The organism is Blastococcus sp. SYSU DS0617 (genome assembly GCF_054051075.1).
The window spans coordinates 252,619-270,704 of record NZ_JBJHAO010000003.1 but is presented as its reverse complement, the minus strand read 5'-3'; the positions used below and the strand labels follow the sequence as shown (position 1 = coordinate 270,704).

The 18,086-nt window shown below is 73.7% G+C and carries 17 protein-coding genes; 13 read left to right on the top strand and 4 right to left on the bottom strand.

Features of this window, described 5'->3' with window-relative positions; all coding sequences use genetic code 11:
• Positions 1-73 precede the first annotated feature (73 nt).
• The 4 genes from ACI793_RS05850 to ACI793_RS05835 all read left to right on the top strand — a co-directional run bounded on the left by ACI793_RS05850 (position 74) and on the right by ACI793_RS05835 (position 3,923).
• Positions 74-1,738, top strand: coding sequence for a carbamoyltransferase family protein (locus ACI793_RS05850; protein ID WP_456605427.1), 1,665 nt, complete (start codon positions 74-76; stop codon positions 1,736-1,738).
• 119 nt (positions 1,739-1,857) lie between these two features.
• Positions 1,858-2,325, top strand: coding sequence for a DUF4383 domain-containing protein (locus tag ACI793_RS05845; RefSeq protein ID WP_456605426.1), 468 nt, complete (start codon positions 1,858-1,860; stop codon positions 2,323-2,325).
• 135 nt (positions 2,326-2,460) lie between these two features.
• Entirely contained in the window at positions 2,461-3,672 is a 1,212-nt protein-coding gene (locus tag ACI793_RS05840) for an acyl-CoA dehydrogenase family protein (protein WP_456605425.1), read from the top strand.
• A 29-nt stretch (positions 3,673-3,701) separates the two neighbouring features.
• A complete protein-coding gene (locus ACI793_RS05835) occupies positions 3,702-3,923 on the top strand; it encodes a hypothetical protein (RefSeq protein ID WP_456605424.1) in 222 nt (73 codons plus the stop codon).
• Positions 3,924-3,927: 4 nt separating this feature from the next.
• Here the strand turns inward: ACI793_RS05835 and ACI793_RS05830 are convergent, their stop codons facing one another.
• On the bottom strand, positions 3,928-4,152 hold the full coding sequence (locus tag ACI793_RS05830; protein WP_456605423.1) for a hypothetical protein: 225 nt from the start codon (positions 4,150-4,152) through the stop codon (positions 3,928-3,930).
• A 63-nt stretch (positions 4,153-4,215) separates the two neighbouring features.
• The gene (locus tag ACI793_RS05825) at positions 4,216-4,710 is read right to left on the bottom strand and encodes an N-acetyltransferase family protein (protein WP_456605422.1); all 495 of its coding nucleotides are present in this window, start codon (positions 4,708-4,710) and stop codon (positions 4,216-4,218) included.
• Positions 4,711-4,797: 87 nt separating this feature from the next.
• On the opposite strand from ACI793_RS05825, the gene ACI793_RS05820 reads away from it, so the two are divergent.
• The 4 genes from ACI793_RS05820 to ACI793_RS05805 all read left to right on the top strand — a co-directional run bounded on the left by ACI793_RS05820 (position 4,798) and on the right by ACI793_RS05805 (position 8,080).
• Positions 4,798-5,727 (top strand): ABC transporter ATP-binding protein, encoded by a 930-nt coding sequence (locus tag ACI793_RS05820; RefSeq protein ID WP_456605421.1) that lies wholly within the window; start codon positions 4,798-4,800, stop codon positions 5,725-5,727.
• Positions 5,724-7,319 carry an ABC transporter permease gene (locus ACI793_RS05815; RefSeq protein WP_456605420.1) on the top strand — a complete coding sequence of 532 codons (1,596 nt, stop codon included), beginning with the start codon at positions 5,724-5,726 and terminating at the stop codon, positions 7,317-7,319. Before ACI793_RS05820 ends, ACI793_RS05815 begins: the two co-directional genes overlap by 4 nt.
• A gap of 84 nt (positions 7,320-7,403) precedes the next feature.
• Positions 7,404-7,712: an ArsR/SmtB family transcription factor gene (locus ACI793_RS05810; RefSeq protein WP_456605419.1), complete on the top strand. Its 309-nt coding sequence runs from the start codon at positions 7,404-7,406 to the stop codon at positions 7,710-7,712.
• Entirely contained in the window at positions 7,697-8,080 is a 384-nt protein-coding gene (locus ACI793_RS05805) for a VOC family protein (protein WP_456605418.1), read from the top strand. The genes ACI793_RS05810 and ACI793_RS05805 overlap by 16 nt, the downstream gene beginning before the upstream one ends.
• A gap of 25 nt (positions 8,081-8,105) precedes the next feature.
• On the opposite strand, the gene ACI793_RS05800 is transcribed toward ACI793_RS05805, so the two are convergent.
• Positions 8,106-9,698 (bottom strand): LCP family protein, encoded by a 1,593-nt coding sequence (locus ACI793_RS05800; RefSeq protein WP_456605417.1) that lies wholly within the window; start codon positions 9,696-9,698, stop codon positions 8,106-8,108.
• A 232-nt stretch (positions 9,699-9,930) separates the two neighbouring features.
• On the opposite strand from ACI793_RS05800, the gene ACI793_RS05795 reads away from it, so the two are divergent.
• The 4 genes from ACI793_RS05795 (at position 9,931) to ACI793_RS05780 (ending at position 14,941) form a co-directional block, all read left to right on the top strand.
• Positions 9,931-10,881, top strand: a complete 951-nt coding sequence (locus ACI793_RS05795; RefSeq protein WP_456605416.1) for an acyl-ACP desaturase — start codon at positions 9,931-9,933, stop codon at positions 10,879-10,881.
• 157 nt (positions 10,882-11,038) lie between these two features.
• Positions 11,039-11,842: an exodeoxyribonuclease III gene (locus tag ACI793_RS05790; protein WP_456605415.1), complete on the top strand. Its 804-nt coding sequence runs from the start codon at positions 11,039-11,041 to the stop codon at positions 11,840-11,842.
• A 97-nt stretch (positions 11,843-11,939) separates the two neighbouring features.
• Positions 11,940-12,686, top strand: coding sequence for a peroxide stress protein YaaA (gene yaaA, locus ACI793_RS05785; RefSeq protein ID WP_456605414.1), 747 nt, complete (start codon positions 11,940-11,942; stop codon positions 12,684-12,686).
• Positions 12,687-12,814: 128 nt separating this feature from the next.
• Positions 12,815-14,941 (top strand): SpoIIE family protein phosphatase, encoded by a 2,127-nt coding sequence (locus tag ACI793_RS05780; RefSeq protein ID WP_456605413.1) that lies wholly within the window; start codon positions 12,815-12,817, stop codon positions 14,939-14,941.
• Here ACI793_RS05780 and ACI793_RS05775 read toward each other — a convergent pair.
• Positions 14,938-16,602 carry a DEAD/DEAH box helicase gene (locus ACI793_RS05775; protein WP_456605412.1) on the bottom strand — a complete coding sequence of 555 codons (1,665 nt, stop codon included), beginning with the start codon at positions 16,600-16,602 and terminating at the stop codon, positions 14,938-14,940. The genes ACI793_RS05780 and ACI793_RS05775 overlap by 4 nt on opposite strands.
• 62 nt (positions 16,603-16,664) lie before the next feature.
• Between ACI793_RS05775 and ACI793_RS05770 the strand changes: the two genes are divergently transcribed.
• Entirely contained in the window at positions 16,665-18,083 is a 1,419-nt protein-coding gene (locus tag ACI793_RS05770; RefSeq protein WP_456605411.1) for an amidase, read from the top strand.
• The last annotated feature ends 3 nt before the right edge of the window (positions 18,084-18,086 follow it).

The window sequence follows — 18,086 nt, the reverse complement described above, 5'->3', positions numbered from 1 at the left end:
CTTGATCATCAGCACGACGACGGGTCAGCGCCTGGAGCAGACGGGCAGCGACCCTGTGAGAAGGAGTGCACGCGTGAAGGTCCTCGGCATCAACGCGATCTACCACGACCCGGCGGCGGCGCTCGTCGTCGACGGGACGGTCGTGGCCGCCGCGGAGGAGGAACGGTTCAGCCGGCGCAAGCATGGCAAGCGACCGCTGCCCTGGAGCGCGTGGGAGCTGCCCGAGTTGTCCGCGGCCTGGTGCCTGGCCGAGGCCGGCATCCGGCCCGAGGAGCTCGACGCGGTCGCCTACTCGTTCGACCCCGGGCTGATGACGACGCCGGAGGACACCGGCCTGTTCGACGACGGCGACGTCATGCGGAAGAAGTACGCCGAGATGGCGCCGGACTTCCTCGCCCACGCCCTGCCCGGGCTGGACCCCGCGAAGGTCCGGTTCGTGAAGCACCACGTGGCCCACGCCGCCTCCGCCGGACTGGCCGCGCCCCATCACCAGGGACAGCGCGACAACGCCGTCCTGGTGCTGGACGGCCGCGGCGAGGCGCACAGCCACCTGGCCGGGCGCTACGTCGACGGGCAGCTGGAGGTGCTCGCCGGGCAGGCCCTCCCTCACTCGCTCGGGCTGATGTACGAGGAACTCACCGACCACCTGGGCTTCCTGCGCAGCTCCGACGAGTTCAAGGTCATGGCGATGGCCTCCTACGGCAAGCCCCGCTTCCTGGGCGACCTGGCGGAGCTGATCCGCGCCACCGACGACGGCGGCTTCCGCACCGAGAAGATCGACTTCACCGAGTTCGCGCCGCGCCTGGGCAAGGGCGACCAGTGGACCGAGGCGCACGCCGACCTCGCGGCCAGCGTGCAGACGCGCCTGGAGGAGGTCCTGGTCGACCTGGCCCGCTGGGTGCACGAGCAGACCGGCGACCGCGTCCTCACCCTCGCCGGGGGCACCGCGCTCAACTGCGTGGCCAACACCCGCATCCTCGCCGAGAGCCCGTTCGAGCAGGTCTGGGTGCAGCCCGCCGCCGGCGACGCCGGTACGGCCCTGGGCGCCGCGCTGCACGTGGCGCACGAGCTGGGCGAGCAGACGCAGCCGATGCCCGGCGCGGCACTGGGTCGCGGCTGGAGCGACGACGAGATCGAGCAGGTCCTGCGGACGGCGGCCATCGACTACGAGCGCCCGGAGGACGTGGCCGAGACGGTCGCGGAGGTGCTCGCCGACAACGGGATCGTCGCCTGGTTCCAGGGCCGCAGCGAGTACGGCCCCCGCGCGCTCGGCCACCGCTCGCTGCTCGCGCACCCCGGCCACGAGGCCAACCTCGAGCGGATGAACGACGTGAAGGGCCGCGAGCAGTTCCGCCCGGTCGCACCCATGGTGCTGCTGGAGAAGGCCCCCGAGATCTTCAGCCGCGGCCCCATCCCCTCGCCGTACATGCTCTTCGTGCACGACGTCGCCGAGGAGTGGCGCGACCGCATCCCGACCGTCACCCACGTCGACGGAACGGCGCGGATCCAGACGATCGATCCCGAGCAGCAGCCCCTGGTGCACCGGATGATCTCGGCGTTCGAGCGGCGCACCGGGATCCCGGTCGTGGTCAACACCAGCCTCAACACCGCAGGCCGCCCGATGGTGGACGACCCGCGGGATGCGCTGGAGTGCTTCGGCTCGGCCCCGGTCGACCTGCTCGCCATCGGGCCGTTCGTCGTGCGCCGCTCCAGGCCGACCTCGCGCACGGAGGCCTGAGGGTCACGATCCGGTTGCGGCGTGCACACGACCGGGTGACCGGTGTTACCGCAGGTGGGACCCGGGGTAGACCGCGCAGGTTCAACGACAACGACGTCATCAACCCTCAGGAGGAACTCATGGCCGCATCCGCGGACCGCAGCGGTACCGGGCGCGCCGGCAAGACCTGGCCGGAGCTGCTGGCCCTGGCCATCGGCGCCATCTACCTGCTGATCGGCATCGTCGGCTTCTTCATCACCGGGTTCGACAACTTCTTCGGCAACGAGAACGGCGCCGAGATGGCCCACGAGGACGCGAACCTGCTCGGGTTCATGATCAACCCGATGCACAACGTCGTGCACATCGTCATCGGTGCCGCCGGTCTCGCCCTGGCCCGCACGCTGTCCGGTGCCCGCACCTACGGCTGGCTGCTCGCGGTCGGCTACGGTGCCGCCTTCGTCTACGGCCTCATCGCCATCGGCGAGGAGTGGGACTTCCTCAACGTGAACGCCGCTGACAACGTGCTGCACATCGTCACCGCGATCATCGGCCTCGTCATCGCGCTGGGTCCGGTGCGCGACGCCGTCGACAGCAACCGTCGCGTGTAACCAGCACCATCCGAACACCCCGCCGTCCGGGCCGGGTCCCGTCGCCCCCTCGGGGTGCCGGGGCCCGGCCCGCACGCATTCCCGGGTGGGTCGCCCGATGCGCCGCCGGCCGCCTCCGCGGCTAGCGTGCCGGACATGGACTTCGCCCTCTCCGCCAAGGCCGAGGACGTCTGCGCGCGTGCGTGGGACTTCATGCGCGAGCACGTCTTCCCCGCCGAGCCCGTGTACGACCGGTGGCGTGCCGAGCGCGGCCACGACGACCACGAGCACCCACCGGTCCTGGAGGAGCTGAAGGCCGAGGCCCGTGCGCGCGGCCTGTGGAACCTCTTCCACCACGAGGTCGGCGGCCTGACCAACCTCGAGTACGCCTCCGTCGCCGAGATCACCGGCTGGTCCCCCGTCATCGCCCCCGAGGCGATGAACGTCGGAGCGCCCGACACCGGCAACATGGAGACGCTGATGCTCTTCGGCACCGAGGAGCACAAGCAGCGCTGGCTGAACCCGCTGCTCGAGGGCGAGATCCGCTCCGGGTTCGCGATGACCGAGCCCGACGTCGCCTCCTCGGACGCCCGCAACATCCAGACCTCGATCGTCCGCGACGGCGACGAGTACGTGATCAACGGCCGCAAGTGGTGGACCTCGGGCGCCGCCGACGAGCGCTGCCAGATCTTCATCGTCATGGGCAAGACCGACCCCGACGGCCCGCCGCACCGCCAGCAGTCGATGGTCCTGGTCCCGCGCGACACCCCGGGGCTGGAGATCGTCCGGCACCTGCCCGTGTTCGGGTACCAGGACCAGCACGGCCACTCCGAGCTCCGGTTCACCGACGTGCGGGTGCCCGTGAGCAACATCCTCTCCGGTGAGGGTGACGGCTTCATGATCGCCCAGGCCCGGCTCGGCCCCGGCCGCATCCACCACTGCATGCGCGCCATCGGCATGGCCGAGCGCGCGCTGGCGCTCATGGTGGAGCGGAGCAAGAACCGGGTCGCCTTCGGCCGCCCGCTGGCCGAGCAGGGCACCGTGCGCGAGGCGATCGCGCTGTCCCGCATCGAGATCGACCAGGCCCGCCTGTACGTGCTCAAGACCGCGGACCTGATCGACAAGTTCGGGGCCAAGGGTGCCCGCACGGAGATCTCGGCGATCAAGGTGGCCGCGCCCAAGGTGGCGCTGGACGTCATCGACCGTGCCATCCAGGTGCACGGCGGCGCGGGCGTCAGCGACGACACCGTGCTGGCGCGGTTCTACGCCAGCGCCCGCACGCTGCGGATCGTCGACGGCCCCGACGCCGTCCACATCCGCGGGGTGGCCAAGGAGGAGCTGGCCCGGGAGCGCCCCTACAGCGGCTGAGGGGACCCGGATCGTCGGTGGCCGGGTGCATGCTGCCCCCGTGCCGCACGATCCCGAGGTGGACGCACTGCTCGCCCACACGACCCTGCGGTGGCGGCGACCGTGCGGCGCATCCGCGCGGCCTGCTCAGCGGCTCCGGGCGCCAGGTCCGCTCGCTCGGGTACCGGGACGCCGGCGAGGTCGACCCCGCCGTCGTGCAGGAGTTCCTGGACCACGCCGTGCAGATCGGCGCGGGCCGCCGGGCGCGCTGACCCGTCAGCCGCCGGCGCTCGCGCGCCGGTGGAGGACGACGCCCACTGCACCCAGCAGCACGCCCACCACCACCTGGGCGATGCCCCAGCCCGCCCGGTCGCTCCCGAACCAGGTCACCGACGACACCAGCAGGACGACGGCGACACCCACGACGAACAGGGCGACCTGGCGCCCCCTGTCCTGCTCGGGCGTGCGGCGGGGAGCGCGGTCGGGGGAGCCGGAGGTCATGACCCGGGTCTACCAGAGGGTCCGGGCGCCCCGCGGGTCCGGGCAGGAGGGGCCGAGGGCCGCTCAGAGGCGGCAGGCCATGACGATCTCGTCGCGGTCGTCGCCCGGCGCCACCCGGATCGCACCGGGCAGCCGGCCGACCTCCACGTACCCGAGGCCGCGGTAGAACGCGTCGACGCCGGTGCCGTCGCGGGCGGTCAGGTGCAGGAACTCCCACCCACGGTCGCGGGCGATGCGGTGGACGCCGTCCATGAGCACCGCGCCCAGCCCCCTCCCCTGCAGCGACGGGTGCACCTGCACCCGCAGGACGGTCCCCCAGTGCGCCCGCAGCGGGCTCAGCGAGCCCACGACGCTGGCGAAGCCGGCCGTCGTGCCGTCCACGGTGAGCAGGGCGAGCACGTCCCGGCCGGAGCGGACGCCCTCCAGCAGCTTGTCCAGCAGGGGGACGACGTCGGCCTGCGTCACCGGGGGGACGAAGCCCACGGCGCCTCCGGCGTTGGTGACGTCGGTCCAGCAGTCCAGCAGTTCCCGGCGCAGGGCGTCGTCGACCTCGGACACGGCACGAACCTCGGCACTCACGGCGCCCATCCTCCCGTGCGCCACACTCCTCCACGCAGGACCTCCCCGGGCGTAGCTTCATGGGCTGTGAGCACAGCCGTCTCCGTGTCGGGCCTGGTGAAGACCTTCGGCGCCACCCGCGCCCTCGACGGCCTCGACCTCGAGGTCGCCTCGGGCGAGGTGCACGGCTTCCTCGGGCCCAACGGCTCGGGGAAGTCCACGACCATCCGGGTACTGCTGGGCCTGCTGCGGCCCGACGCCGGCCGCACCGAGCTCCTCGGTGGCGATCCGTGGCGGGATGCCGTCGCGCTGCACCGCCGCCTCGCCTACGTACCGGGGGACGTGACCTTGTGGCCGAACATCAGCGGCGGGGAGACCATCGACCTGATCGGCGCCCTGCGCGGCGGCCTCGACCCGCGCCGTCGCGCGGAACTGCTCGACCGCTTCGACCTCGATCCGCGGAAGAAGGCGCGCACCTACTCCAAGGGGAACCGGCAGAAGGTGGCCCTCGTGGCCGCGCTGGCCTCCGACGCGGAGCTGCTGATCCTGGACGAGCCCACCTCGGGTCTGGACCCGCTCATGGAGGCGGTGTTCCAGGAGTGCATCCGCGAGGTGCGGGCCGAGGGCCGCACGGTGCTCCTGTCCAGCCACATCCTCGCGGAGGCCGAGGCCCTCTGCGACCGGGTCAGCATCATCCGGCACGGCCGGACCGTGCAGAGCGGGACGCTGGCCGAGCTGCGCCACCTCACGCGGATGTCGATGGTCGTGGAGACCGAACGGCCCGCCGACGGCCTCGGCTCCCTCCCCGGGGTGCACGACCTGCGGCACGAGGACGGCCGGGCGCACCTCGACGTCGACACCGACGCGCTGGACGGCGTCCTCCGGCACCTCGCCGGACTGGGCGTGCGCGGGCTGACCAGCACGCCGCCCACGCTGGAGGAGCTGTTCCTGCGCCACTACGGCGACGAGCTCGCGGACGACGACGTGCCGGTCGCACAGGAGGCCGGGCGGCGGTGAGCAGCACCGTCGCGGGCACCGGCGCGCTGTTCCGCTTTGCCCTGCGCCGCGACCGCCTTCGTCTACCGGTCTGGATCGCCGCCGGCACCTTCATGGTCGTGACGCAGTCGGTCTCCAGCCAGGCCATCTACGACACCCCCGCCGACCTGGCGGCCTACCGCGCCTCGGTCGGCAGCAACGCCGCGACCATCGCGCTGGCCGGGCCGCCGGTCGGGCTGGACACCGTCGCGGGAGCGGTCGCCTTCGAGATCTCGGCGACCGTCATGCTGATCGCCGCGCTCATGGCGATGTTCACCGTCACCCGCCACACCCGGGCCGACGAGGAGGCGGGACGGACGGAGCTGCTCCGGTCCGCGCGGGTCGGCCGGCACGCGCCGCTGCTGGCCGCCGTCCTGCTCGCCACGCTGGCGTGCGCCGTGCTCGCCGTCGCCATCGGCCTGGCCACGACGGCCTCGGGGCTGCCGGCGCCCGGCTCGTTCGTGCTGGGCGCCTCCGTGGGCGTCTGCGGCCTGGTGTTCACCGGGGTCACCGCCGTCGCCGCCCAGGCGACGGGCCACACCCGCGCCGTCTACGGGCTGGTCGGAGGCCTGTTCGCGGCCGCGTTCGTGCTGCGCGCCGTCGGCGACATCGAGGGCAACTGGATGGTCTGGCTGTCGCCGATCGGGTGGGCGCAGGCCACGCACCCCTTCACCGACGACGCCCTCCTCCCGTTGCTGCTGTGCCTCGTCGTGGCCGGCGTCCTCGTCGCCGCCGGGTTCGCCCTGCTCGACCGCCGCGACCTGGGCTCCGGGCTGACCCAGCCCCGGCCCGGGCGGCCCGCCGCCCGACGGGCGCTGCTGTCGCCGCTCGGGCTCGCCGTCCGGCTGCACCGCGGCGCGCTGATCGCCTGGACGGTCGGGCTGGCGCTGCTCGGAATCGTCTACGGAGCGCTCGCGGAGTCGGTGGAGACCCTCATCGGCGAGAACGAGCAGGCGCTGGCGATCTTCGGGGACCCCGACGTCGACCGGCTCGTCGACGCCTACCTGGGCACCACGTTCGCCATCACCGCGCTGCTCGCCTCCGCCTACGCCGTGTCGGCGGTCCTGCGGGCCCGGGCCGAGGAGTCGGGGGACCGGGCCGAGGTGCTGCTGGCCACCGCGACCAGCCGAGCCGGCTGGCTGGGCAGCCACGTGTCCGTCGCCCTGCTCGGGTCGGCGCTGGCCATGACGGCGTCCGGGGTGACCACCGGCCTGGTCCGCGTGGCCCAGACCGGCGAGGGAGCCGCCTTCGGCCGGATGGTCGGCGCCGCCGTGTCCTACGTCCCCGCCATCTGGGTCGTGGCCGGTGTGGCCGTCGCGCTGTTCGGCCTGCTCCCCCGCCTGGCGACGACCGTGGCGTGGACGGCGGTCGGCCTGTTCCTGCTGATCACCATGTTCGCCGAGTCGTTCGAGTGGCCGGGCTGGGTCAGCGACCTCTCCCCGATCTCGTGGATCCCGACATTGCCGCTCGAGGAGTGGACGCTCGCTCCCCTGGCCGGGCTGGCCGCCGTCGCCGCCCTCCTCCTGGCGGCCGGTTTCACCGGCTTCCGGCGCCGCGACATCGCGCTGGGCTGACCGGCGGGCACGGTTCCGTCCTGCCGCTGGCAGAGGTCACGAGGGACTTGTCAGGCAAGCAGCCGCTTGCCTATGGTGGGGGTCGTGGGCGACGTGTTCCGGGCCCTCGCCGATCCGACCAGACGGGCCATCCTCGACGAGCTGCAGGAGCACTCCGGCCAGACGTTGTTCGAGCTGATCAACCGGCTGATCACCCGGCACGGGCTCTCCTCGACCCGCCAGGCGGTCTCCCAGCACCTCGCCGTCCTCGAGGCGGCCGGGCTGGTCCGGACCCGGCGGGACGGGCGCTACAAGTTCCACGACCTGGACACCACACCACTGCGCGCCATCACCGAACGGTGGCGCCCGACACCGGCACCCGGCCCCGAGGAGGACCCGTGCGGATCACCCTGACCAGCGTGTTCGTGGACGACCAGGACAAGGCGCTGCGGTTCTACACCGACGTGCTCGGGTTCGTGGCCAAGAACGACGTCCCGACGGGCGCGCACCGCTGGCTCACCGTCGTCTCCCCGGAACAGCCCGACGGCGTGGAGCTGCTCCTCGAGCCCGACGAGCACCCGGCGGCGCAGGCGTACAAGCAGGGGCTGGTCGCCGACGGGATCCCCTACAACTCCTTCACGGTGGCCGACGTGCAGGCGGAGTACGACCGGCTGACCGCCCTCGGCGTCCGGTTCACCCAGCCGCCCACGCAGATGGGTCCGGTCACCACCGCGGTGCTGGACGACACCTGCGGCAACCTGCTCCAGATCGCCGCGATGTGACCCCCCGCCGCACAGGCCGACGCGGTCAGCCGCCCGCCGTCGGGGGCTCGCCGGCGGCGAGGGCGGCCCGGGCGGCCTCCCGGTCGTAGGCGCAGGCGTCGCGCACGTCGCTCGGCGCGACGAGGTCTTCGGGGTCCTCACCGGCCGACGGCGGGGTGACCGGGTCGTCGCCGACGGCGTCGTCGCCGGGAACCGGGAGGCCCGGGTCGGCCCCCTCACCGGCGGGCTCCAGCGACGCGGAGACGATGCTCCGGATCCGGTCGTAGTCGGGGTAGGCCGGATCGATCACCGAGTCGTCGAACACGACGCTGGAGATCTCCGCGTCCTTGACCAGGAACGCCAGGTCGACGAAGTCGTCCAGCCTCGAGCGGGGGATGTCGGTGAACACGACGTCCCGGGTGGTGCGGGCCAGCTGCTGGTACTGGAGCAGCAGGGTCATCGGTTCGGCGGCGTCGACGATCGCGTCGATGGTGCAGCGCTGCCGGGCCATCCGGTCGTAGTCACTCATCCCGTACCGGCCACGGGCGAACTCCAGGGCGGTGAAGCCGTCCAGATGCTGGTCGGGGCCGGGGGCGATGTAGTCGTCGGGGAGGATGCGCAGCGTCGGCTCGCCGCCGATCGGCACCCAGTAGTTCACGTTGACGGTGATGCCGCCGAGGGCGTCGACCAGCCGGCTGAACCCCTCGAGGTTGATCAGGACGTAGTAGTCCAGATCCAGGCCGAGCGCCTCCCCCACGCCCAGCTTGAGGAAGTCGGCCCCGGCGTTGTCCGTCGGCCCCAGGGCGTCGGGGTACATGGCCGGGCCGTTGCGGTAGACGGCGTTGAGCAGGCTCTCCGCCTCGCTGCCGGCGTCGAACCCGTCGGGGTAGAGCTCGGCCAGCGGGCTGTCCGCGGGGAAGGGCAGCTCCTGGAGGTTGCGGGGCAGGCTGAACAGCGTCGTGTCACCGGTGCCGGTGTCGATGCTGGCGACGATGACCGTGTCGGTGCGCACCCCCTCGCGCCCCTCACCACCGTCGCCGCCGAGCAGCAGGACGTTGACCCGCTCCTTGCCGCCGAACGGGGCAGGCTCGTCCTCCTCGTCCCCCTCGTCCTCCGCCACCGTCGCCGAGCGCCCGTCGTCGGTGAAGACGTCGGTGATGAGGTCGCGGTGCTCGAGGGCGAGCCGGCCGGCGCTGACGGCGGGGACCACGCCGGCGGCGAGCACCAGCAGGACCACCACGCCACCCAGGGCCCGCCGCCCGGAGCCGGTGCCGCGGGGCACGAGCAGCAGGTGGCCGACGACCACGACCACCGCCCACAGCAGCGTCCCGACCCCGATGGCCGCGACGATCCACAGCAGCGAGGACGTGTCCACCGCCGCGCGGAGGGCGGACCGCTGACCCGCGGTGGCCAGCCAGACACCACCGGCGGCGAGCAGGAGGAAGACCCCGAGGACGACGCCGCCGAGGACCCGCCGCCCGGTCGCCAGGAAGCCGGTGCCGGGGATGAGGGCGTTGAGCGCCGTCCAGCCGAGGGCGGCCGGGAAGCTGCCCGCACGGCGCGGGGCACGGGGCGGGGACGCCGCGGGCGAGGCGCCGGCGGGAGAGGCGCCGCTGGGCGTCTCGGACGAGTCGCTCACCGGCGCTCCGCCGCGGTCCATGCCCAGGTCACCCCCCCATGGTCCCACCGATGCCGATCCGAGGCCGGGGCACCGGGGCAGGCGAGGACGCGGACCCTCCGTGCGGGCGACACGCCGATGCCGTTCCGGGGGCGTGCGATCGCCCCGGAGCGGGCACTCACGGGGTACGTGACCTGATGGTTACGTCCGCGTAGGTTACGACGGCGTAGGTCGAGTCGACCCGGAGGTTCCCGTGCCCCAGACGTCCCCGCAGGCAGCCGTGCTGACCGAGCTCGAACCGGTCGTGGCGCAGAACCTCGACCGGCACATCGCGATGGCCAAGGAGTGGCACCCCCACGACTACGTGCCCTGGGACGAGGGCCGGAACTTCGCGTTCCTCGGCGGCGAGGACTGGTCGCCCGAGCAGTCCCGGCTGGACCAGACCGCCAAGGCCGCGATGTTCGTGAACCTGCTGACCGAGGACAACTTGCCCAGCTACCACCGGGAGATCGCCACCCGCTTCGGCCGGGACGGCGCGTGGGGCCAGTGGGTGGGCCGCTGGACGGCCGAGGAGGGCCGGCACGGCGTCGCGCTGCGCGACTACCTCGTCGTCACCCGGGGCGTCGACCCGGTGGAGCTCGAGCGGGCCCGGATGGACTACATGACCACCGGCTACGACTCCGGCGACAAGAGCCCGCTGGAGGCCGTCGCCTACGTCTCGTTCCAGGAGCTGGCGACGCGCGTCTCGCACCGCAACACCGGCAAGGCCACCGGCGACCCGATCGCCGACAAGCTGCTGGCGCGCATCGCGACCGACGAGAACCTGCACATGATCTTCTACCGGAACCTGGTGACGGCGGCGTTCGACATCGACCCGGACGAGACGATGAAGGCCGTGGCCACCGAGGTCATGAACTTCGAGATGCCCGGCGCGAACATGGCGAACTTCCGGAAGAACTCGACGATCATCGCCAAGGCCGGCATCTACGACCTGCGCCTGCACCACGACGAGGTGGTCAGCCCCATCCTGCGCACCTGGAAGGTGTTCGACCGCAGCGATCTCGGGCCCGAGGGCGAGCAGGCCCGCGAGCAGCTCGCCGAGTTCCTGACCGGCCTGGACGCCCAGGCGACCAAGTTCGTGGAGAGCCGCGAACGGATGCGCGCCCGCATGGCGGCCAAGGGGGAGACCCCGGTGCAGGTCTGAGGAGCGGGGGCCCGGAGGGCTCCCCGACGAGGGCCTGCCCGTCTTGTCGCGCCGAGTGAGGGCCCGGAGGGTCTCCGCGCAGGCGTGACGCAGCGGCTCAACGGCGGGTGAGGGGGCACGTGGCCGCGGTGTCGGCCGGTAGGCCGACAATGAGCACATGCGGTTGGCGACGTGGAACGTGAACTCGATCCGCACCCGGGCCGACCGGGTGGCCGCCTTCCTGCAGCGGCACGACGTCGACGTCCTGGCGCTGCAGGAGACCAAGTGCCGCGGGGACCAGTTCCCCGAGATGGTCTTCAGCGCCCTGGGCTACGAGACGGCCCACGTCGGCCACTCGCAGTGGAACGGCGTCGCGATCCTGTCGCGCGTCGGGCTCGACGACGTCACCGAGGGTTTCCCCGGGATGCCCTCCTGGTCGTCGAAGGAGGGGGTGGACCCCGCTCCGGAGGCGCGCGCGCTCGGCGCGACCTGCGGCGGCGTACGGGTGTGGAGCCTCTACGTGCCCAACGGCCGCTCACTGGCCGATCCGCACCTGCAGTACAAGCTGGAGTGGCTCGAGGCACTGCGGGTCGCCGCCGGTGGCTGGCTGACCGCCGAACCGGAGGCACCGATCGCCCTGGTCGGTGACTGGAACATCGCCCCGCAGGACGACGACGTCTGGGACATGTCCGTCTTCACCCACTCCACGCACGTCTCCCCGGCCGAGCGCGCCGCCTTCCAGGGCGTCGTGGACGCAGGCTTCACCGACGTCGTGCGCCCGCTCGCGCCCGGCCCCGGCGTCTACACCTACTGGGACTACACCCAGCTGCGCTTCCCGCGCCGCGAGGGCATGCGTATCGACTTCGTCCTGGGCTCGCCCGCGCTGGCCGGCCGGGTGAGCGGTGCGCTGATCGACCGCGCCGAGCGCAAGGGCAAGGGCGCCAGCGACCACGCACCGGTGATCGTCGACCTCACCGACTGACGCGCCGACGCGAGCCGGGGCGCCGGCGGTCGCCCTCGGCGCCCGACCGGTGCCCGCCTCCGCTCCTGCGCCCGGGCCGCACGTACCGTCGACCCCCGTGCTCGTCCTGCTGCCGCCGTCGGAGACCAAGCACCCGGGCGGGGACGGCGTCCCGCTGGACTTGACCACGCTCACCGCCCCGGAGCTCACCGGGGTGCGCACCCGGCTGGTCGGGGCACTGGTGGAGCTGGCCGCCGACGTCCCGGCTTCCCGCGCCGCGCTGGGGGTCTCGGCGGCGCAGGACGCCGAGATCGCCCGCAACGCGGCGCTCCGGACGAGCGCCACCCTGCCGGCCGTCGAGCGGTACACGGGCGTGCTGTACGACGCGCTCGACGTCCGCTCGCTGACCCCCGCCCGGCGCGCCCGGGCAGACGCCCGCCTCGCCGTCGGCTCGGCGCTGTTCGGCCTGGTGGGCGCCGCGGACCGGATCCCGGCCTACCGCCTGTCGGCCGGCTCGGCCCTGCCCGGGCTGCCGACGCTGCGTGCGCTGTGGAAGCCGGCCCTCTCCCCGGTGCTGGCCGCCGTCCCCGACCTGGTGGTGGACCTCCGGAGCGGGTCGTACGCCGCACTGGCGCCGGTGACCGGCGCCGTCACCGTCCAGGTCCTCAGCGAGCGCCCCGACGGCACCCGTGCCGTCGTCAGCCACTTCAACAAGGCACACAAGGGGCGGCTGGCCCGGTTGCTCGCCGGCACACCGGCCGAGCCCACCGACGTCGTGGGGCTGCGGCGGCTGCTGAGGCGCGCGGGGTTGCACGTGGAACATGACGGCGGAACCGCCCTCACGCTGGTCGTGCCCGCGACCTGACCCCGGCGCTCCACCCCCGTCCTTGCGTGGGCGCATCCGCCGTGACATAACTTCGACGGACGGTGCGCGGCTCGAACAACGGGGCCGCACCGCGCGGACCGGGCCGTACCCGGGCAGAAGGGCTCCCCGTGGACTCAACTCCCGACCGGACGACCGCCGCAGACGGCGAGCGTCCGGCCACCGGGGCGCGCCCGGCCGAGGCCACCGCGAGCGCCCGGCTGGCCGCCCTGCAGAAGCAGTACGAGAGCGAGCGGCTCCGCTGGGAGCTCGCCAAGGTCGCCGGCGGGGTGGGCACGTTCGACTGGGATCCGGTCGCGGGCCGGCTGCTGTGGGACGAGCCGCTCCAGCGCATGTTCGGCTACGACCACCCGGACTCCTTCGACGAGTCCCTCGCCGCCTTCAACGCCCGGGTGCACCCGGACGACAAGGACTGGCACGCCGACGCGCTGCAGACCAGCACCGACACCTGCGGCGAATACGACGTCGAGTACCGGATCGTCCTCCCCGGTGGGGAGACCCGGTGGATCCACGCCCGGGGGCAGTCGCTACCCGGACCGGACGGCCGTACCGAGCGGCTCGTCGGCGCGGCGTACGACACCACGGGCGAGCGCGAGGTGGCCTCGCGGGTCACCCGCGTCCTGGAGGCCATGCCGGCCGGCTTCTACTCCCTGGACCGCGAGTGGCGGTTCACCCACGTGAACGCCGAGGCCGAGCGGCTGCTGGGGCACAGCCGGGACGAACTGCTCGGGAAGGTCCTCTGGGACGCCTTCCCGGCCATGTCGGGCAGCGTGTTCGACGAGAGCTACCGCAGAGCGGTCACGAGCGGGGAGCCCGTCTCGTTCGACGCGTACTACCCGGCACCCCTGGACGGCTGGTACGAGCTGCGGGCGTGGCCGACGCCGGACGGGCTGTCGGTCTACTTCCTCGAGGTGACCGAGCGGCGGGCGGCCCAGGAACGGGCCGAGCGGTGGGCCCGCCAGCTGGCTACCCTCGCCCAGGTGAGCGCCGAGCTCGCCGGCTCCCTGGACACCCAGGTGGCCACCGCCCGGCTCCCGCGGCTGGTGGTGCCCGCCCTGGCCGACTTCTGCGTGGTCACGGTCATCGGCGCCGACGGAGCACCGCGGGACGTCGGCAGCTGGCACGTCGACCCGGCCGCCCGTCCGCTGCTGGAGCGCTACCGCGAGGTCCGGCTGGACGCGATGCCGATGACCGCGCCGGTCGCCCGTGCCCTGCACACCGGCGAGGCGGCCACCTTCAGCGGTGGCGACGTCCTCGAGGTGCTGCCTCCCGGCCCGGCGCGGGACCTGCTCGCGATCCTGGACCCGGCCACCGAGGTGGCCCTCCCCCTCCGCGCCCGCGGCCGGACCGTCGGGCTGCTCACGCTCTTCTACGCCACCGGTCACGCGCCCACCGACGAGGACGTCGCCATCGCCCAGGACGTCGCCGACCGCGCCGGCCTGGCTTGGGACAACGCGCGCCTGTTCAGCACGCAGCAGCAGCTGGCCGAGGGGCTGCAGCGGAGCCTGCTCACCGATCCGCCGGCGACCGAGCACGCCGAGATCGCGGTGCGCTACCTGCCGGCGGCCGAGGCAGCCCGCGTGGGCGGCGACTGGTACGACGCGTTCCTCCAGCCCGGCGGGGACACCATGCTCGTGATCGGCGACGTCGTCGGCCACGACACCGAGGCCGCCGCGGCGATGGGGCAGCTGCGCAGCCTGCTGCGCGGGATCGCCACCTACGGCGACGCCGGGCCGGTCGAGGTCCTGCGCGGGCTGGACAACTCCATGGGCACGCTCCAGCTGGGCACGCTGGCGACCGCCGCGATCGCCCGGTTCGAGCAGACCCCCGAGGAACGCCGCCGCGGTCTCACGCGGATGCGCTGGGCCAACGCCGGGCACCTGCCGCCGATGGTGCTCAACCACGACGGCACCGTCGCCGAGCTGGCGCCCTGGGTGGGTGACCTCATGCTCGGGGTCGACCCGTCCGCCGTGCGCCGGGAGTCGGTGGTCGTGCTCGACCACGGCTCCACCGTGCTGCTCTACACCGACGGCCTCGTGGAGCGCCGGGACGCCGACCTCGACAGGGGCGTGGCCCGGTTGCGGGAGGCGCTGGTGGAGCTGGTCGACCTCCCGCTGGAGGAGCTGCTGGACGAACTGCTCGAACGGCTCGTCCAGGGCCGCCCGGACGACGACGTCGCGCTGGTCGCCGTCCGCCTCCACCGCCTGGAGCTGCCCGGGCCGGGGGCCTCCGCCTAGCCGCGGTCGCGACGGACGGTCGCCTTGCGACCCTTGATCATCGTGGCGCGCAGGGCCTGCACGACCTCGTCGGCCGCCGGCTCGGGGACCTCCACGAGCGCGAACCGCTGGTGGATCTCGATGGCCCCGATGTCGCGGCCGGTGAGGCCCGTCTCGCCCGTGATCGCACCGACCAGGTCTCCCGGGCGGATGCCCGCTTCCCGGCCGAGGCCGACGAAGAGCCGTCCCGTCGGCCCGCCCGGGGACCGGCGGGCGGGCCGCTCGCCGCGCGGACCGGCCGGACCCCGGCCGCCGTCGCGGTCGGCGCGGAAGCCGACCTGCGGGATCTCCTCGTCGTCGTCGACGCCCCCGGTCGCCTCGTGCGCCAGCTTGACCGCGGCCAGCGCGACCTCCATGAGGTCGAACTCGTCGGCGAGGGTCTCGACGACCACACGGAACCGGTCCAGCTCGTCACCGAGCAGGCTCTCGCGCAGCGCCGCCCGGGTCACGTCCAGCCGCCGGGCGCGCAGGTCGGCCACGGTGGGCACGGTCTGCACCGAGATCGTCGCGCCGGCGACCTTCTCGATCGTCTTGAGCTGCCGGTGCTCCCGCGGCTCGGCCAGGGTGATGGCGACGCCCTCGCGCCCGGCCCGGCCCACCCGTCCGATGCGGTGGACGTAGGACTCCGGCGCCGAGGGGACGTCGTAGTTCACGACGTGGGTGAGCTGCTCGATGTCCAGGCCACGGGCGGCGACGTCGGTGGCGACGAGCAGGTCGGCCGTCCCGGCGCGCAAGCGGCCCATCACCTTGTCGCGCTGCTCCTGGCTCATGCCGCCGTGCAGTGGCTCGGCGCGGTACCCCCGGCCGTTGAGGGTCTCGGTGAGGGTGTCGACCTCCTCGCGCGTGCGGCAGAAGACGATGGCCGCCGTCGGCGCCTCGATGTCGAGGATGCGGCCGAGTGCGGCCGGCTTGGCCGCCCGCGGGACGACGTAGGCGGTCTGCCGCACCCGCGGCGCCTCCCCCTCCTGCGCCCGCTCCCTGGCGATGGTGATGCGCGCCGGGTCCCGCAGGTGCCGGCGGGCGAGGGCGTCCAGCCGCCGGGGCATGGTCGCGGAGAACAGCACGGTCTGCCGCTGCTCGGGGGTCTCGTCCAGGATCGCCTCGAGGTCCTCGGCGAACCCCATGTCCAGCATCTCGTCGGCCTCGTCGAGCACGACGGTGGCGACCTCGTCCAGTCGCAGGCTGCCGCGGTTGAGCAGGTCCAGCGCACGGCCCGGCGTGGCGACGACGACGTCGACACCCGCCTCGAGCGAGCGCAGCTGGCGGACGATCGGGGCGCCGCCGTAGACCGGGAGCACCCGGGCACCCAGGTCCTTGCCGTAGCGGTGCAGCGCCTCCGACACCTGGACGGCGAGCTCCCGCGTGGGCACGAGCACGAGCGCGATCGGCGACCGGCCCGAGCGGTGCGCCTCCAGGCGCTGCAGCACCGGCAGGGAGAACGCCGCCGTCTTGCCGGTGCCGGTCGCCGCCTGGCCGAGCAGGTCCCGCCCCTCGACCAGCGGCGGGATCGCCTCGAGCTGGATCGGTGTGGGCTCCTCGTAGCCGAGGGTGGTGAGCGCCTTGAGCAGCTCGGGGCGCAGGCCGAGCTCGACGAAGGTGGGGCCGTCCTGATCGCTGTTCATCGCCGTCCATGGTCCCTGGCCGGCCCGCGGCGGCGCACGCGGGCGGCTGGCAGGCTCGCCGGGTGACCACCAGCGACGAGCTCTGCACCCGCCCGGCCACCGAGCTCGCCGCCCTGGTGCGCTCGCGGGAGGTCTCCGCGCGGGAGCTGCTGGAGGCACACCTGGCGCGGATGGACCGGTACGACGGGGCCCTCAACGCCGTCGTCACCCGGGACGACGCGGCCGCGCGGGCGGCCGCGGACGCCGCCGACGCCGCCCTGGCCGCGGGCGCACCCGTCGGTCCGCTGCACGGCCTCCCCGTGGCGCACAAGGACACCCATGCCACCGGTGGCATGCGGACGACGTGGGGGTCGCCGCTGCTGCGGGACACCGTGCCGCGCTCCGACGAGCTGGTGGTCTCCCGGCTGCGCGCGGCGGGTGCCATCCGGGTGGGCAAGACCAACGTGCCGGAGTTCGCGGCCGGCTCGCACACGGTCAACCCGGTGTTCGGCGCGACGCACAACCCCTACCGGCACGGGCTGTCGGCGGGGGGCTCGTCCGGCGGGGCCGCAGCGGCGCTGGCCGCGGGGCTGGTGCCGCTGGCCGAGGGCAGTGACATGGGCGGCTCGCTGCGCAACCCGGCGGCGTTCTGCAACGTCGTCGGGCTGCGCCCCACGCCGGGCCGGGTGCCCACCTGGCCGGCCCCGATGGGCTGGTCGACGCTGTCGGTCCAGGGGCCGCTGGGCCGCACCGTCGCCGACGTGGCGCTGCAGCTGTCGGTGCTGGCCGGTCCCGATCCCCGGGTGCCCATCTCGCTGTCGGACGACCCGGCGGGCCTCGCCGCACCCCTGCCCGAACGGCTCGACGGCCTGCGCGTGGCCTGGGCGCCGGACCTGGGCGGCCGGGTCACCGTCGACCCGGCGATCACGGCGGTGCTGACGGCGGCCCTGCCCGTGTTCGAGGGCCTGGGCGCCTCCCTCGTCGAGGACTGCCCGGACCTCTCCGGCGCCGACGAGGTCTTCGGCACGCTGCGCGCGTGGCTGTTCGACGCCTCGTTCAGCGACCTGGTCCGGCGGCACCCCGACCAGGTCAAGGAGACGATCCGCTGGAACGCGGCGCTCGGCGCCCGGCTCACCGGCACCGACCTCGCCCGCGCCGAGCGGCGGCACACGAGCCTGCACGAGGCGGTGGTGGAGTTCTTCACCCGGTACGACGTGCTGCTCGCACCGACGACGCAGGTGCTGCCGTTCCCGGTGGAGGTCGAGTACCCGACCGAGATCGCCGGGGTGCCGCAGGAGGACTACCTGGCATGGATGCGCTCCTGCACGCTGCTCTCCCCCACCGGGTGCCCGGCGCTGTCCGTGCCCGGCGGCTTCACGCCCGACGGGTTGCCCGTGGGGCTGCAGATCGTCGCGGCGCCGCGGATGGACCGGCGGGTGCTCGAGGTGGGGCACGCCTTCGAGCAGGCCACCCGCGTCGGCGAGCGCCGCCCGTCTCTCTGAGCA